The sequence below is a fragment of the Flavobacterium sp. 3HN19-14 genome, from assembly GCF_051373205.1.
Classification (GTDB): Bacteria; Bacteroidota; Bacteroidia; order Flavobacteriales; family Flavobacteriaceae; genus Flavobacterium.
In genome coordinates, this window is the sequence record NZ_JBPPZT010000001.1 from 309,942 (window position 1) to 326,749 (window position 16,808).

Here is a 16,808-nt window from a genome sequence, read left to right on the forward strand (position 1 = left end):
TTATTTGACAATTTCTATCCATTGCCCTTTCGTCCTTGCCAGGAAAGTATGGTCATACATCGCCTCGCACTGCAATCCCGGCAGGTAATATTTACCGAGGTAAGACGCATTCAACAGTACTTTGAACGTTTTCGGTTTCATTCGCTTTAAGCGAAAAATAGAAATTCGTCCTGTCGTCGCGAATGTCGATGTAATCGGCGTTGTTATTGGTCGCGTCGCCGTAATCGGTGAATCTTGTGTTGACGATTTCAAATCCGGATGGCAGGATTTGCGATAAGGCAACGTTTTCTACGCGTTCATTTCTTTGATTTCTGACGGTGACTTCGGCTATGAATTCAGTGCCCTGATTGATTTTTGCCACATTCACGACTGCACCTTTTCTGTTTTTGAAAACTACATTCGCCGTCAAACTATTCTGAACTACCTGCTCCTGACCAATCGGAAGAATGCCGCTCGTCAAAACGCGCACATAAATTGTATTGTTCTTATTGTTTTTGATGGTCACGCCGTTATTTCCTGAACTCACAATCAAAGCGCGGTCTGCAAATGATTTCCCGGTCGTAATAGTGAAACCTTTTCCGCTTTGCGTGAATTGTACATCGAGGCCTTTGCTGCCGTTGCTCAAGGCGAATTTCGACATTGCATACAAGCAATAAGCTGTTGTTTGCGTACTCATCCAACTGTCAGCAGCCATATCTTTCGCAACTTTTTGCGCCATCGCGAAAGCACGGGGTTTTTGCCCTAATAAAACCAGGGTTTCCAATGCCATTGCGCGGTTGCGGTCGTAGGAGCCGTAATAGTAATTGTTGTAAAGTCCGCCCTGCTCATCGATATTCGTTTTCGTGAGCAACGATGCTCCGGCAGCTTTTTGTCCGGCCAAAGCATACGCAGCGGCAAGACGCAGTTTGCTTTCATTCGAAATACCGCCGGTTTCACGCAATCTGTTCATTGACGGCAAATCAGGCGAACCTGCAAGTGCCAATGTGTAAAGGCGATAGGCTTGCGCCAAATCATTGCCGTATTGCGGCTGGAATCTCCATAATTTGGCTTCTTTCTGTTGATAAGAAATCCATTTTGATTTGCAGTTGACTGGTAACAGATAGCCATTTTTCTCCGCTTCGATTAAGAAATGTCCGGCGTAAGAAGTGCCCCAATCATCGCCATACGTCATTCCCGGCCAATATGTAAATGAACCGTTCGCCAATTGGAATCCGCTCAACCTGTTAATCGCCGCACTTACGTTGGTTTGGATACTCGCTTTGCGGTTCGCATCAAGATCAGCAATGGCATTCAGGTACAATTGTGGGAATGCCGAAGAAGTCGTCTGTTCAACACATCCATGTGGATAGGTAATCAGGTAGTTCAGCCTTCTGTTCAAATCGATGGTTGGCATCGACGAAAATTCTATACTTGCTTTATTGCTGCCTGCGACGCCAAAAGAAGTCCATGAAATCGATTTGGTGCTGTTTGGCTCCAAAACGACATCCTTGAAAGTATTTGTAACGGGATTCGGATTGGTCATATCGATCTCTACATCGTAAGTCGATTTTTCCTTGCCGGAAGTGGCGATGACCTGTACTTTTCCGATGCCGGTCGCACTGCCGACTTCTAAATTGTAATACACCAATTTTTCATCAGGCTGTGCAAAGCTGACGGTTTGTGTCGGACTTCCGATAATCCTCAATCCGTTGTTGGTTTTGATTTGTACGGTGACATTCTTCACGTTTTTTTCCATGGCGAAGACCGTGACCGGAATCGTCACTTTTTCCGATGGTGAGATTTTCCGCGGAAGCGAAGCCAATACCATCAACGGACTTCTCACCGGAGTCGCTTTTTCCACACTGCCATAAGCACTCGTTTTGGCATCGGCCGCAACTACCATCGTACGAACAGAGCCGATATATTTCGGTAACTTGATATTATGTGTTTTACTATCACCGGCAGCCAAAGTGAATGGACCGAGATAGACCACAACCGGTTTGAAGCGATTGGCTTTTTTGGCTTTTCCGCCACCTAAATCCTGGTCACCACCGATGCTGAAAATCTGATTGACTTTTCCGCCATACGCTCCGATTACATCGTCATAAATATCCAGGTTTTAACGCCTAATGCCTCACGAACGTAGAAACTATCCCAGGCATTTGGTGTTTTGAAACGCGTCAAATCTAACAGTCCTTCATCAACGATAGCAATGGTGTAGGTCATTGCGCGGCCATTTTTTTCACTGACTTTTAATGAGAAATTCTGCTCCGGTTTCAAGACTGCGGGCATTGCGATTTTCGGTTCGAGGATGGTATTTTTATCAACCACTTCAATCGGAACGATGCCGTACATCCTGATTGGCGAATCATTTTTGGTTGTCGCGTGCGGCTGAAGCAATGTGATGTGTAAATATACATTTGGTGCCATTTCAGGCGTGATCGGAATTTCAACGTTCGTTTCGCCCTTTTCGGTTTTTGCCCAAAGCGTTTTGAGGACTTTCGTGCCGTTTTCGACAGAAATCGAAAGCCCTTCCGCCTTCACTCGATGGGAATGAAACCTTTACTTCTTCACTAACGGCATAATTCTTCTTATCAGTTGAAAAAACTAACATATTAGCTGTCGTCGCATCGGTGTTGCGTGTTTTTCCGACCGAATACGGCCAGTCAATCAAGACGGTTTGTGCCGTTGCATGCCCGCCTGCAGGATCGACAACGCGAATCAGGTAACGGCACCATTCATCGTCTGTAACTGAAAATGCAACGGAGCCTTTTCCGTTTGCGTCGGTATTGATGGTATAATTTTTAAAAGCAGTTGTGGAATTTCCCGAATTGTAATTGGAAAGATTGTCGTTTGACGCATCCCACCACCAACGCCATTCGACCTTAAAGACTTTCACTTCAAGATTGCTGACGGCTTTCGGCCTGCCGTTTTCATCAACAGTGACAATGTCGAATTTATTGACTTTATTCGTTTCCAAAGCGCCATATTTGCTCGGCTCAGGGGATTTTATTCCGACATAAGTCGAATAGGGGAGATAGGTCGAAGAAATCACATCGGTACTGAAATCGCCGCCTTCCTCATACACTTTCGTAATAAAAGCAGCTTTAAGCATTCCCGGCGCCTGTTCCTGTAATTTTGGCTGGATGTTGACTGAAGCGCGTCCGTTTTGGTCAAGTTTTCCTGAGAATACGCTGATTTCCTCGGTATCGAAACTGCGTACCAAATCGTCGAAAGCATATTTCGGATAATTTTTAAACCAAGTTTCCGACTGTGAGAATTTCGCCTGCATTTCGACTTTGAGGTTTTTCGCGACAGCGCCGTGAAGCCAGGTCACTTCTAGGTTCGCAACATTCGGACTTACCGAAGAAAGTATCGCTTTATTGAAAGTATTCTTCACGCGAAGACGGTTCGGCTTGATGGTTTCAATTTTGATGTTTTTGTAAAACCTCGCGCCGCCGACACTTACGACGGCTTCCCAACTTCCCGTCGGCGCATCTGCGTTTGTCGGTACCACGAAGCAATAATGATTCATATCGTTAGACTTCTGAACAGTCTGGTAAGTGACTTTTCCATTAGGATCTGAAAGTCGGAATTTTATCGGATGCGCTTTCGGCAATTTGTTCGCGGCATCATTCAAAATAAACGACAAATACAAATTATCGCCCGGACGCCATACGCCACGTTCGCCGTAGATAAAGCCTTTGAGTCCTTTTTGTAACTCCTCGCCCGCTACATCGAAATTGCTGACAGAAAGCGACAAGCCATCGTCGAGTTTGATGTAAGTCGTATTATCACCTTTTGAAACGATGGCGAAATAGGCGAATTTATCGAGTTGGATATTCACAGTTCCATCGCCATTGGTGGTTTCTGAAGCCAGCTTTTGTTGCTGGTAACTGTACAAATCGACTTTCGCGCCTGAAACCGGTTCAGTTGTCACGATATTATTGACAGCAAAAAAATACGATTTGTCTTCACCGCGTTTGGCAATTATGCCTAAATCTGTCGCTAAAATATTAGTTCCGGTTTTGTTATCATAATAATAGGAATTCGTGCACGGATCTTCCTGTTCCCGCCAGTCGTAATCGCCTTCGTAGTAATATTCGTAGTCATACTCGCCGCCATTACTGTAGTTGACGTCGTTTTCATTTTCTTCCTCGGCTTCTTCATCCTGGTTTTCTTCCGGGTCAGAAGTGTCGCATTTGTAGGCAGAATATTGTTTCTTATAGACGAATTCCACGCGGTAAATCGCACCCGGATCAGGCGTAATGATTTTGGACAAATCAAGTGCGAATGTGTTCCATTTATCAAGTTTAACAAGCGGATTTTGTTTTAAATCCAAAGTCGTTTTCGCAACGGGCTGCCCGACCTGCCGAAGATTCCGGGAACCGTTGAGCTGGTTGTCCTGAAGGAATTGCAGGATATTATTTTTGTAAATCTTGAAAATCCGCACATCTACGGCTTTGAGGTTTACGGCTCGGAAATTAATGCGGAATTTTCCTGAACTCGGCATAATAGTTCCGTTTTGCACGATTTCGACTTTCGGTTTCAATTGCCCAAAAACTACTTTCGTTGAATAATCGGCGGCCATTTTTTGCCCGTATTCGCTTTCAATTCCCTGGAAAATATACACTTTTAATTCGCCTGACAATTGGTTGGCGGTTGATCCGAAATCTGTTGAATTCTCAGAATTATACGCTGCGACCGGAGCTGTTGCAGCGGTGTCAACAGCAGTCGAATCGATTACGGTGGCGGCAACAGCAGCGGTTGTATCGGTTACGGTCGTTACGATTACCGGTTCGGCGACTGTCGGTTTTTCGTTGTTGAAAAACACTTTGAGTAGGTTTCCTTGTGTAGAAAATTTCAGGTTTTTGGCATTTTCGATGTACACCAATCCGCGAAAATCCTGGACTTTCAGCAATGGTTCCGAAAAATTGATTAATAACGTATGTTCGCCGTCATCATCGAGTTCGGTAGTCATGATTTTGAAATCGCCTAAAGCGGCAATTGTATAATCAATAGTACCTTTCGAATCAATATCGGCATCATCACCATCATAATTAATCGATAATTTTCCTTCTGTCGCCTGGCGTTTGATGCTGTCTACGATGAAATGAAATTCTTTTCCTTCTTTGATAGAATTATCGAATTTTATTTTCAGTCCGCTGCCCGCGTATTCTGCACTTACGAGTTTCATCGCAGTTTCCAAAGGCATCAAATCTGCCGTGCGCAATACACAATTTAAATATTGGTATTCCTTGTTGTAGGATTGCACGTCTTTTGGCTCGACCACAAAATCCTGTTTGATGGTTTTTATGGTGAATTTGAAATCTTCGAGATCTTCCGGGACTTTTTTAAGTTTCGATAAATGGAAGGTGACCTGATATTCAGTATCCTGTTTCAGCTTCTTTTCGGGGATGAAAGCGATAGTATTGTTGGAAAGCGCGACGACTTTTCCGTCAACACTTGGTGAAATATCGAATAAATCGTCGGATAAAATTTTATTGGGTGTGAGTTCTTTGCTGTTGAAAGCCAAAACTACCCGAATGTCTGTTTTCGCGGGGACGATACCACTTGAAAAACCCGAAATATATTTCTTTGAATAACGAAAAATCTGAATTAAAATCGGCAGCCGATTTTTTACTGCACGCCTGGAACAAAATCAATGCAAAAAACACGCAAACAAAACTTTTCGTTTTCATTTTTATTAAGAGTTATTGGTTAAGAACGGAGGTTGCGGAACGCAAAAATTAACATTCCGGCAATTAAAGCCATAACTGTTAAAATAGCGGAATATTGTAGTAAATGTATATTTATTTTATATACAAAATTCAGGTTGGAAAAAATATTTTTTCGAGGTAAAAAAAGCCTTATTTTTTGCGCTTTTCAGCGAAGAAACGCAGCATTAAATCGGCTGCTTCATTGGCCATTATGCCGCTGACTACGGTAGTTTTCGGATGCAATTGCGTTCCCATTCTGATAAAACCGCCGGTCATTGTCGGGCGAAGCAAAAACAATTTTTGAAATCTGGCTCCAGTACAAAGCACCGGCACACATCTGGCAGGGTTCAACGGTGACGTAGAGCGTGCAGTTTTTGAGGTATTTTCCGCCAAGGAAATTCGCTGCAGATGTGATGGCCTGCATTTCGGCATGGGCAGTAACATCGTGCAGCATTTCGGTGAGATTGTGGGAACGTGCGATGACTTTGTTGTCGATTACAATTACGGCACCGATGGGAATTTCGCCTTTATCAAAAGCCATTTCGGCTTCGTGTAAGGCTTTCTTCATGAAATACTCGTCGGTGAAAATGTTTTCCATGGTGCAAAAATAAACTTTCTGCAGTTAGGAATAAAAGTGGGTTGCAATTATGTCTAAAATTATTAACCCAAGTAATCACTAAAACTTTAACAATTTTTACGGCGTTACCGTAATTAGGATAATTTATTTTTTCGTAGGGATGCATTTCCCCTTCCCTGAAGGTAAGATACGAATTTCGCCGACAAGTCGGTTACGGGAACGCCGTAAAAATTCTTAAATTTTCAGCGGAGTTTATTTTGCATATTTCAATAAGTACCAAATAAAAAAATCCCTCTAAGAGGATTTTAATAAGCTGCGGTGTTGATTACCCTGCAACGTTTACGCTTACCACAGGACTCCACAGTCCGATTTGATCATCCCCCGATAAATAAATGGCGCGGTATTTCCAGGTAGCGTGCTTCCCTTGAGGGATTGATGCGTTATCTATATATATTTTCGAAAAAACTTTGTCGTGCGTCGTAAAACCGTTTCCGCTGTCTTTTTCGACATGGATTCCGGTGAATCCCGATTTCTTCCAAACGAGGCTGACCTTGCTGTCACGCATGATGACTTTAATCAGCGGCTGTACGGTTTCGTCTTGCAAAGCCGCAGCGCCTATATTCAGGATGCCGAGCTGCCTTCCGATGGTTAGGTTATAGGAAGGATGCAGCTTAATCCGGTTGGCCATGGCAGTAAACCGATTCAATAAATCGGGTGCCACAGCAGGCGGCGCCGGGCAGAATGCAGGTAATTCGGGAAAGTCCAGGGTTTCATTCGCTGATGATTTCCGAAGCGTGTTTTTATATTTTGTCCAGCTTTGCTTGTAAGCGTGGACTTTTTTGAAGTTGGTAACAGTCCAATTAAAGTAATCCGCATCCGCTTTGATTCCTGTCAATTCAGGCTCCGAAATTTCAAAAATCGTTGCAAAATCATTCATATTCAAAGCGAATTGACTTAATTGGCGGGCTAATTTTTCATCACCGGATTCAAGATTATTTTTCATTTCTTTAATTTTAAAAGAGCAACAGGAACGAAATTATTGACACTTTTAAAGCCCGGCAATAGGTAAAACCCTAAAGTATTAAAGGTTTTAACACATGGAATTTTGTAGGTACAAATGGTTAGGGCCATAACGTAACGTTCGTGGCAAAACTATGCGATAGGTCAAATTCGCACAATAACTATAAAGGAGTATTTTTATACCAATCCGTAAATGATACTGTTTCGGATAAGCTCCGTCATGTTCTTGCAATTGGATTTCTTGAGGATATTACCGCGGTGCTTTTTGACGGTATACGGGCTGATGAAAAGTTTCTTCGCGATGGCGTCGGTTTTGAATCCTTCAGAAATCAACTTGAGGATTTCAAGTTCTTTTTTGGAAAACCAGGCGCTTTGCCAACTTCCTCATCAAGGCTTAAATTTAAAAATGACGGCGCATTGTCGGTTCCGATCAATGAAAAACGATAATTGTTGATCTCTGTCAGGTGGTCAATGCGCGTATGGATGTTAATCGCCTTCCCCAATCCGCCATCAGCGCCCAAAGTCAGCATCATTGCCTGGTGGTTGAACAGCGCATAAGTACCATCTTTGGTCTTAATCCGGAAATTGAAACTCGATTTGTACTTCATCAGGTTGGCCGGTTCGACATTTTTGTGGAAAAACTGCCCAAGCGCTGCTTCGACTTTTACAATAAAATCAACGTCATCAGGGTGAAAAGACGCTATGATATCATTGAATGTCACCTTTTCGGGTCAAATCCGAGGATTTCATTTATTGTTGGATTGACATGCGACATCGTCAACGCATTTTCAAAATCAACGACATAAAAATAACACGGGCAGGTACTCACGATATTGTTCGCGAGTGTTTCAAATGTAATGTGCTTATTTTCAGAACCAATGATTCCCCTGTTCGGATCACTGTCCCACACGCGCTGAAGCTTCTTTATCGGTGTGCCCATAAATTTATTTTCAATCGCAAAATAGCCAAAAAACGATTTCGTGATTCGATTTTAACACTGTGTAATTCCTAAAAATTAGGCAGATTTATTGCATAAATTCTAACAGATTTGGGCATTATAAAAATTCTGAAGTAAAAACAAAATCGTAAATTTGTCCATATCTCAAAAAAATGTCGGGCAATCTTCTTACCAATATCCACATTCCTTCCGATTTACGTCGATTAAATAAAAGTCAGTTGCCGCAATTGGCGCAGGATTTACGTGATTTTATAATCGATGTTGTTTCGGTTAAGGAAGGCCATCTCGGCGCCAGTCTTGGTGTTGTCGAGTTGACGATTGCGCTGCATTATGTTTTCAATACGCCTGAAGATTTATTGGTTTGGGATGTCGGGCATCAGGCATACGGACATAAAATCCTGACCGAAAGGCGTGAGAATTTCCACACCAATCGACAATTCGGCGGCATTTCCGGTTTTCCGAAAAGAAGTGAAAGTATTTACGATACTTTTGGCGTCGGGCATTCTTCAACCGCGATTTCAGCGGCTTTGGGAATGGCGATTGCTTCAAAACTCAAAGGCAATTTTGAGAAAAATCATATTGCAGTGGTTGGCGATGCGTCGGTTGCAAGCGGAATGGCGTTCGAAGGACTCAACCACGCCGGCGTTACTGATGCGAATTTATTGGTGATCCTGAATGACAATGCTATCGGAATCGACCCAAGCGTCGGCGCTTTGAAAGATTATCTTACCGCCGTAAAAGAAGGCAAGAATCCGAAAGAAAATAACATGATCAAATCGCTGAATTTTGATTATTCAGGTCCGGTTGACGGTCATGATATTTTCGCTGTAATTGCAGAATTGGAACGACTTAAAGCTGTAAAAGGCCAAAATTCCTGCACATCATCACTACCAAAGGAAAAGGCCTCAAAAAAGCCGAAGAAGATCAGGTAAAATACCACGCGCCGGGAAAATTTGATAAAAATACAGGCGAAATCTACCTAAAATCTGAAGAAAATTTACCGCCAAAATACCAGGATGTTTTCGGATTGACGGTTTTGGAACTTGCGCAATCAAATGAAAAAATCGTTGGTATCACGCCTGCCATGCCTTCGGGAAGTTCGCTGAAGTTTATGATGGATGCCTTACCAGAACGCGCTTTTGATGTTGGCATCGCAGAACAACACGCCGTAACACTCGCTGCCGGAATGGCAACACAAGGCATGATTGTCTATTGTAACATTTATTCAACTTTTTTGCAACGCGCTTACGACCAAGTGATTCACGACGTGGCGTTACAGGATTTACCTGTGATTTTCTGCCTCGACCGTGCCGGATTGGTTGGCGAAGATGGCGCGACGCATCACGGCGTTTTCGATTTGGCTTATCTGCGCTGTATTCCGAATATTATTATTCACGCGCCTTTGAATGAACTCGAATTGCGAAATATCTTATACACCGCACAACTCGGACTTAAACATCCTATCGCAATCCGCTATCCGAGGGGTCGCGGCGTAACAACCGATTGGCAACTTCCGTTTGAAAAAATCGAAATCGGAAAAGCAAATTGCATTCAAAAAGGAGCAAAAACTGCAGTTTTATCTACAGGGACAATCGGCAATAATGTAATTGCTGCTTTGTCTGAAATGAAATCTGAAATCGCGCATTATAATTTTCCATTCGTAAAACCGCTTGATGAGAAATTATTGCACGAAATTTTTACCGGTTTTGAAACGATAATCACTATTGAAGACGGCGCAATCAAAGGCGGTTTTGGCAGCGGAATCACCGAATTTTCAGCAGTTCACAACTACAAATCAAAAATTATTTCACTCGGAATTCCCGACGAATTTATCGAACACGGCACCATCGAAATACTACAACGTTATAGTAAAATTGATGTAAAAAGTTTACAAAATCTTTTTTCAGAATATTGAAAATGCTGATTTTTGCAAACCAAAACGATACTTCTGATGACTCCTAAATTTCGTTCATTCGTTTGCCTTTTAATACTGTTGATTTCGGCGAAAACTTTCTCCCAAACGAAGGATTCAATTGTTGTGCATCCGCCGGATACCGTTAAAAAAGTAGAGATTTCGCACTGGGTTAAAAAAAATACCGTTGGTTTTGACCTTAGCGAAATCGCTTTTTTGAACTGGAGCGCTGGAGGCGTGAGCTCAATTTCAGGATTATTGAAAGGAAATTTTTCGCGCATTTACACCAAAGACAATCTCAAATGGGGTACTGAAATGATCGTAAGATACGGCGTCAACAAACAGGACGGCGTTGAATTCAGGAAAACCGACGACCAATTTCAGTTCAATTCGACCATCGGTTACCGCAAGGATACATTGTCGAATTGGTACCACTCAGCAAAGTTCAATTTCAACACGCAATTTTCAAACGGTTATGCTTATCCGAATACCGATGTGCCGATTTCAAAACCATTTGCTCCGGCGTATACTTTTTTAGGAGTTGGTGCCGAATATTCGAATAAAGAGAAAAAAGTCAACGTTTATATTTCGCCTTTGACCATGAAGAACACTTTGGTTTTAGACCAGAGACTGGCGAATCAGGGCGCTTTCGGTGTTACAAAAGCCGAAGTTGACGAAAATGGCATTGTCACAAGAGAAGGAAAAAAATCTAAAACCGAACTTGGTTTTCTCTTAACTACGCATTTCAAGCGTGAAATTTTTAAGAATATCACCTTTGAAAACCGACTGAATTTGTATTCAGATTACCTGAATCATTTTGGAAATATCGACGTTGATTGGCAGGCACAACTCGATTTGGTGGTCAACGAATACGTCAAAGCCAACATCGGTTTCAACCTGATTTACGACGACGACATCAAGGCAAAAGAAGATGTAAACGGCGAACAGGTTACAGTCGGGCCAAAGTGCAGTTGAAGCAAACACTCGGAATCGGGCTGGTGTATAATTTCTGAGAATATTTTTAGGCTTTGTCCGCTAACGCAAAACGATATCAACGGTCACTTTTCTGTGCCTCGTCACTAACATATTCCAATAGGTCTCCAGGCTGGCATTCCAGTACTTTACAAATAGCATCTAAGGTGCTAAAGCGAATTGCTTTGGCTTTTCCTGTCTTTAAGATTGAAAGATTTGATAATGTCAGATCGACTCTTTCAGAAAGCACGTTCAGAGAAATTTTTCGCTTTGCCATCATGACGTCTAGGTTTACGATTATTGGCATAGCTTAAATTGTTAAGTCGTTTTCTGATTTCATATCTACGGCATTCTGGAGGATTTTTTCAAGCACTGCCATAGCGGTCGCCACTACAATGGCTATGAAAGTGGTTATGATACACATGGCGATAAAACCGGCCGGGTCGTCATCTTTATCATGAAAAATCCTGATGTATACCGCTGCCGCCACAATTAAAGCGCCCAATAGGATTGCGCAATATTTTATGCTTCTTAAATTTCCTATCGCGTTTGGCGTAAATAATTTGTTTTGCCCAATATATCCGAGCAACCTGAAAGCTTTATATAAAGCCACAAAAAAAGCGATTGATGATGCGTATCCATATAAGATGAGTGGATCGGCGTAAATACTGAATAAGTCCAGGTTTTCGGCCCTTCCTTCGGTCATTGGCACACGAATCATAATGAAAATTGCGATAATGCCGATAAGTACGATGACTGACTGCAGAAATTTTATTGAAATTCTTTTCATTGCTTATGTATTTTTAAATTACACAGCAAATATATAAAAATATATTGATAAACAATAAATATTTATTTTTAAAAGAAAAAATGAATATAAGATTAAAAGCAGTCCGCTAAGATTTAAGTCTTTTTGGTTCCGTTGATGGTTTCGTATAATTCGAGCGCATTTCCATCGGTCAAAAGTGATATGAAATGACAGATGTGCAGCAATCTTTTGTACAAATCATCTTTTTCCTCAAGGAATTTTTCGGGTAATAATTTCAGGATTAATTTGTCGTAATTTGAAGTTTTTCCATCAAAATTGTTGTTGAAAGCCGTGATGAATTTATCCAGCAATGTTTGGATGATTTGATAGCCAACCAATTCTTTTTCAACAACTTCCCTGCTTTGATAAATATTTTTAACGCTGATTTTGATGATATCATTCATCTGCGCCTTGTATTTGCTTTTGTCGGTTAAGGCGAAATGGAAGTTTCCGGCAAGAATCGCTTCTTCATTTTCCATAAATACTTCGACTGCGTCGTTGATCAGGCTTCCGATGGCAAGCGCGCGAAGGTAGCTAATACGGTCTTCTTTCGTGACTAAAGTCTTATATTTCGATGTGTTGATACTGTCCTTGACAAGTTTTATCAGGTATTCCAAGGCAAAATCTTCAGAAACCAATCCGAGGTTAATACCATCTTCGAAATCGATAATCGTGTAGCAAATATCATCTGCGGCTTCAACCAAAAACGCAAGCGGATGGCGTTGATAACCAATATCGCCGCCTGATTTATTCGGAATCATGCCCAAATCTTCAGCAACATTTTTAAAGAAAGCGGCATCAGTCTGGAAAAATCCGTATTTTTTGTCTGAAATATTTGGAGTTGGTTTCTTCGGAAGGCTTTCTTTCGGATATTTCATGAACGCACCCAACGTCGCATACGAAATCCGCAAACCGCCTTCAATGCCCGGACGGCTTGCCGTAAGTAATGAAAAACCGTTGGCGTTGCCTTCAAAATCGATTAAATCCTGCCATTGTTTTGGCGATAGTTCAGATTGGTATTTTTGCCCATTTCCGATGGAAAAATATTCGCCAATCGCTTTTTCACCCGAATGTCCGAATGGCGGATTCCCGATATCGTGCGCCAATGAAGCCGCGGCAACAATCGCTCCAAAATCATTCGCCTGATAACCATGGATTTCCTGTAAATGCGGGTATTTTTCTATGATTTTCTTTCCGACTAATCTTCCTAAAGAACGGCCAACAACCGAAACTTCAAGGCTGTGTGTCAATCTGGTGTGCACGAAATCAGTTTTCGACAACGGAATTACCTGTGTCTTGTCCTGCAAACTGCGAAATGCCGATGAAAAGATGATTCGGTCATAATCGACTTCAAATCCGAGGCGCGTGTCGTCTTGTTCTTTGCGCAGCCTTTTGCCTTTGTCGCCTTGGCGTTTTAGTGATAAAAGTTGTTCCCAGTGCATCATAGATTTTAGATTGCAGATTTTAGATTTCTGATTGTTGGTTGCCGATTTCATTAAATGAATGAAACGATTTCCTTTTGTTCTCGAGCAGCTCTGTTTGCACAACATAGGTATTGGAAAGCCTGTCGTGCCAGCCGCGTGGCGGTGTTCCTAAAAATGTCACGAACTCAAGTGGAATGACGCGGCAAATTGAACGCAGCAATATCGCATTGGCTGTAGGTTTTTCGCCAAATTCGTCGACCACAACTGTTTTTGTGATGAACTTGCCGATTGTCCTTGAGAACAGAATTTCGAAAAAATTATAATACACCAATACTACTACAAGTCCGATAGTGTATTGCCCAATTTTGCTCATATGTTCGGTCGTCTCGACAATGTCATTCTCTGTTTGTCCGTTGAAAGCTGCGATGAAAACATACACGATGAAGACACCAAACATCAGGATAATCTGCATGAGGTAATCCAATAAATAATTGGCAATGCGTTGGCCGTGCGTAGCCAGAATATCATCATCGACAGTAAATTTCGATGAATGCTGCATGTTATTCTTTTAAATTCGAAAGGAAAAAGTGCTTTGATTTCTTCGGATACCAACCGGCACTTGCGTCGCTTGGATTGGCGATGACCGATTTGATATTGATTTCATCGCCGACTTTGAATCCGCCCGCCTCGGTGTATTTGAAATCGAGTAAGTACTCGCCGCAGAAATAATTGCCGTATTCGTCTTTTTCTATGATTCCGGTGTAGACACCTTTTTGTTTAGCCATGGTTTTAATTAGCGAATTGGAAGATTAGCGAATTAGCGAATGTCCGTCGCCTATCGTTAATATGGTCATTATTAAATTTTTAAAAAAAAACAAAACAGCCATCGCGATGACAGCTGTTAAGTTCCTGATTGTTGTGGTTGTTTTATTCTAAGAGCCGCACATTTCGCAATCGTCTGGCTCAGCGCTTTTGGAGCGTTCAATCATCGCGCGGAATTCGTCTGCATTGATCGCCTCAACTTCTACGGCGACCGGCTGCGGAGCGTGAACTGCCATTGCCGGCGCAGGTTCAGCGACGGTTGCGACTTCAACTGCGATTGGCTCGGCTTTTTTATCGTTATTTAAAGTGAACTTTATCGCGTCGACCGCAGATTTCGTTCTCAGGTAATACATTCCGGTTTTTAATCCTGATTGCCATGCGTAGAAGTGCATCGAAGTCAGTTTTGCATAATTCGCATCCTGCATGAACAGGTTCAGCGATTGCGACTGGTCGATAAAATAACCTCTTTGTCGCGACATATCGATGATGTCTTTCATAGACATTTCCCAAACGGTTTTGTACAGATCTTTCAAATCCTGCGGGATTCTTTCGATATGTTGAACCGATCCGTTGTGACGCATAATTTCCTGTTTCAGATCTTCGTTCCAAAGGCCTCGGCTTACTAAATCTTCCAAAAGGTGTTTGTTCACGACGATGAATTCGCCAGACAAAACGCGTCTTGTGTAAATATTTGAAGTGTATGGTTCGAAAGCTTCGTTGTTTCCTAAAATCTGGGAAGTTGAAGCGGTCGGCATAGGCGCCACCAAAAGTGAGTTCCTCACGCCGTTTTTCATCACTTCCTTACGCAAAGAAGCCCAATCCCAGCGGCCTGAAAGATCTTCGTCTTTCAATCCCCAAAGGTTGTACTGGAATTCTCCCTGTGAAATCGGCGAGCCTTCAAAAGTCGAGTACGGCACTTCTTCAATCGCGGCTTCCATCGATGCGGTTACGGCTGCGAAATATAAAGTTTCGAAGATTTCCTGATTGAGTTTTTTGGCTTCGTCAGAAGTAAATGGCATTCTTAACATGATGAAAGCGTCGGCCAAACCTTGCACGCCCAATCCAACCGGACGGTGGCGCATATTGGAATTTTCGGCTTCCGGAACCGGATAATAGTTGCGGTCGATGACTTTGTTTAAGTTTTTCGTCACGCGTTTGGTTACGGTATATAATAAATCGTGGTTGAATGTTCCGTTTTCAACGAACATCGGTAGTGAAAGCGATGCGAGGTTACACACGGCAATTTCATCTTTCGAGGTGTATTCCATGATTTCTGTACACAAATTCGAAGAACGAATTGTGCCAGGTTTTTCTGGTTCGATTTACGGTTCGCCGCATCTTTGTACAACATATACGGCGTTCCGGTTTCTATTTGAGATTCTAGGATTTTTTCCCATAATTCGTGGGCGCGGATGGTTTTTCTTCCTTTTCCTGCGGCTTCGTAAGAAGTGTAAAGCGCTTCGAATTCTTCGCCGTAAACATCGTACAGTCCAGGGCATTCGTTCGGGCACATCAACGTCCAGATGCCATCTTCCTGCACGCGTTTCATGAATAAATCGGATGTCCACATTGCGAAAAATAAGTCACGCGCGCGCATTTCTTCTTTTCCGGTATTCTTCTTCAAATCAAGAAATTCGAAGATATCGGCATGCCAGGTTTCGATATAAATGGCGAAACTTCCTTTTCTTTTTCCGCCCCCTTGGTCAACATATCTTGCCGTGTCGTTGAAAACGCGCAACATCGGAACGATACCGTTAGAAGTTCCGTTGGTGCCGCGGATGTAAGAACCAGTTGCACGAACGTTGTGGATTGACAGTCCAATTCCACCAGCAGATTGCGAGATTTTCGCGGTTTGTTTCAAAGTGTCATAAATCCCGTCGATACTGTCGTCCTGCATGGCCAAAAGGAAACAGGATGACATTTGCGCTTTTGGCGTTCCTGAATTGAACAACGTCGGGGTCGCGTGTGTAAAGAATTTCTTCGACATCAAGTCGTAAGTTTCAATCACCGCCGCCAAATCGTCTAAGTGGATTCCGACAGAAACACGCATCAGCATGTGCTGCGGACGCTCAACGATTTTGCCGTTTATTTTTAAAAGATAAGATCTTTCTAAAGTTTTAAAACCAAAATAATCGTAATTAAAATCGCGGTTATAAATCACGTGAGAATCAAGGAATTCCGCGTTTTTCTGAATCACTTCGTGTACTTCTTCAGACAAAAGCGGCGATTCCTTTCCGGTTCTCGGGTTCACATAATGGAACATCTCGTTCATCGTTTCCGAAAACGATTTTTTGGTATTCGAGTGTAAGTTGGAGATTGCAATACGCGCCGCCAACTGGGCATAATCCGGATGTGCAATCGTCATGGATGCAGCTGTTTCTGCAGCTAAATTATCAAGTTCGGAAGTCGTTACGCCGTCATACAAGCCTTCAATAACGCGCATGGCTACTTTAACCGGGTCGACCAGGTGGTTCAGGCCGTAGCATAATTTTTTAATCCTTTCGGTGATCTTGTCGAACATTACCGGCTCTTTCTTGCCGTCTCTTTTAACTACATACATAAGCTGAAATTTTGTGGAGCGGCAAATCCCTTCACCGGTTCCTGGTTATTTGTGAT

The 16,808-nt window shown here is 42.5% G+C and carries 10 protein-coding genes and 4 pseudogenes; 2 read left to right on the forward strand and 12 right to left on the reverse strand.

The window, feature by feature from the left end:
* The 6 genes and pseudogenes from ACSLFW_RS01555 to ACSLFW_RS01580 form a co-directional block, all read right to left on the reverse strand.
* A pseudogene (locus ACSLFW_RS01555) lies at positions 1-5,681 on the reverse strand (alpha-2-macroglobulin family protein).
* 168 nt (positions 5,682-5,849) lie between these two features.
* Positions 5,850-6,297, reverse strand: a pseudogene (locus ACSLFW_RS01560) (nucleoside deaminase).
* A gap of 304 nt (positions 6,298-6,601) precedes the next feature.
* Positions 6,602-7,279, reverse strand: a complete 678-nt coding sequence (locus ACSLFW_RS01565; RefSeq protein WP_436554351.1) for a hypothetical protein — start codon at positions 7,277-7,279, stop codon at positions 6,602-6,604.
* 194 nt (positions 7,280-7,473) lie between these two features.
* Positions 7,474-7,629: a response regulator transcription factor gene (locus ACSLFW_RS01570; RefSeq protein ID WP_436554352.1), complete on the reverse strand. Its 156-nt coding sequence runs from the start codon at positions 7,627-7,629 to the stop codon at positions 7,474-7,476.
* On the reverse strand, positions 7,626-8,018 hold the full coding sequence (locus tag ACSLFW_RS01575) for a hypothetical protein (RefSeq protein ID WP_436554353.1): 393 nt from the start codon (positions 8,016-8,018) through the stop codon (positions 7,626-7,628). Before ACSLFW_RS01575 ends, ACSLFW_RS01570 begins: the two co-directional genes overlap by 4 nt.
* On the reverse strand, positions 8,015-8,236 hold the full coding sequence (locus ACSLFW_RS01580; protein ID WP_436554354.1) for a hypothetical protein: 222 nt from the start codon (positions 8,234-8,236) through the stop codon (positions 8,015-8,017). The genes ACSLFW_RS01575 and ACSLFW_RS01580 overlap by 4 nt, the downstream gene beginning before the upstream one ends.
* A 170-nt stretch (positions 8,237-8,406) precedes the next feature.
* Between ACSLFW_RS01580 and ACSLFW_RS01585 the strand changes: the two are divergent.
* Positions 8,407-10,169: pseudogene (locus tag ACSLFW_RS01585) on the forward strand (1-deoxy-D-xylulose-5-phosphate synthase).
* Between the two features lie 36 nt (positions 10,170-10,205).
* Positions 10,206-11,141 carry a DUF3078 domain-containing protein gene (locus ACSLFW_RS01590; RefSeq protein ID WP_436554355.1) on the forward strand — a complete coding sequence of 312 codons (936 nt, stop codon included), beginning with the start codon at positions 10,206-10,208 and terminating at the stop codon, positions 11,139-11,141.
* Between the two features lie 76 nt (positions 11,142-11,217).
* Here ACSLFW_RS01590 and ACSLFW_RS01595 read toward each other — a convergent pair whose 3' ends face one another.
* The 6 genes and pseudogenes from ACSLFW_RS01595 to ACSLFW_RS01620 all read right to left on the reverse strand — a co-directional run bounded on the left by ACSLFW_RS01595 (position 11,218) and on the right by ACSLFW_RS01620 (position 16,752).
* Positions 11,218-11,445, reverse strand: a complete 228-nt coding sequence (locus tag ACSLFW_RS01595; RefSeq protein WP_436554356.1) for a helix-turn-helix domain-containing protein — start codon at positions 11,443-11,445, stop codon at positions 11,218-11,220.
* A gap of 3 nt (positions 11,446-11,448) precedes the next feature.
* Complete coding sequence (locus tag ACSLFW_RS01600; RefSeq protein WP_436554357.1) at positions 11,449-11,928, reverse strand: DUF2975 domain-containing protein; 480 nt, start codon at positions 11,926-11,928, stop codon at positions 11,449-11,451.
* Positions 11,929-12,041: 113 nt separating this feature from the next.
* Complete coding sequence (locus ACSLFW_RS01605) at positions 12,042-13,388, reverse strand: deoxyguanosinetriphosphate triphosphohydrolase (protein ID WP_436557356.1); 1,347 nt, start codon at positions 13,386-13,388, stop codon at positions 12,042-12,044.
* 22 nt (positions 13,389-13,410) lie between these two features.
* Positions 13,411-13,929, reverse strand: a complete 519-nt coding sequence (locus ACSLFW_RS01610) for an RDD family protein (protein ID WP_436554358.1) — start codon at positions 13,927-13,929, stop codon at positions 13,411-13,413.
* Position 13,930: 1 nt separating this feature from the next.
* Positions 13,931-14,155, reverse strand: a complete 225-nt coding sequence (locus tag ACSLFW_RS01615; RefSeq protein ID WP_436554359.1) for a hypothetical protein — start codon at positions 14,153-14,155, stop codon at positions 13,931-13,933.
* Between the two features lie 147 nt (positions 14,156-14,302).
* Positions 14,303-16,752 (reverse strand): annotated as a pseudogene (locus ACSLFW_RS01620) (ribonucleoside-diphosphate reductase subunit alpha).
* Positions 16,753-16,808: the final 56 nt, after the last annotated feature.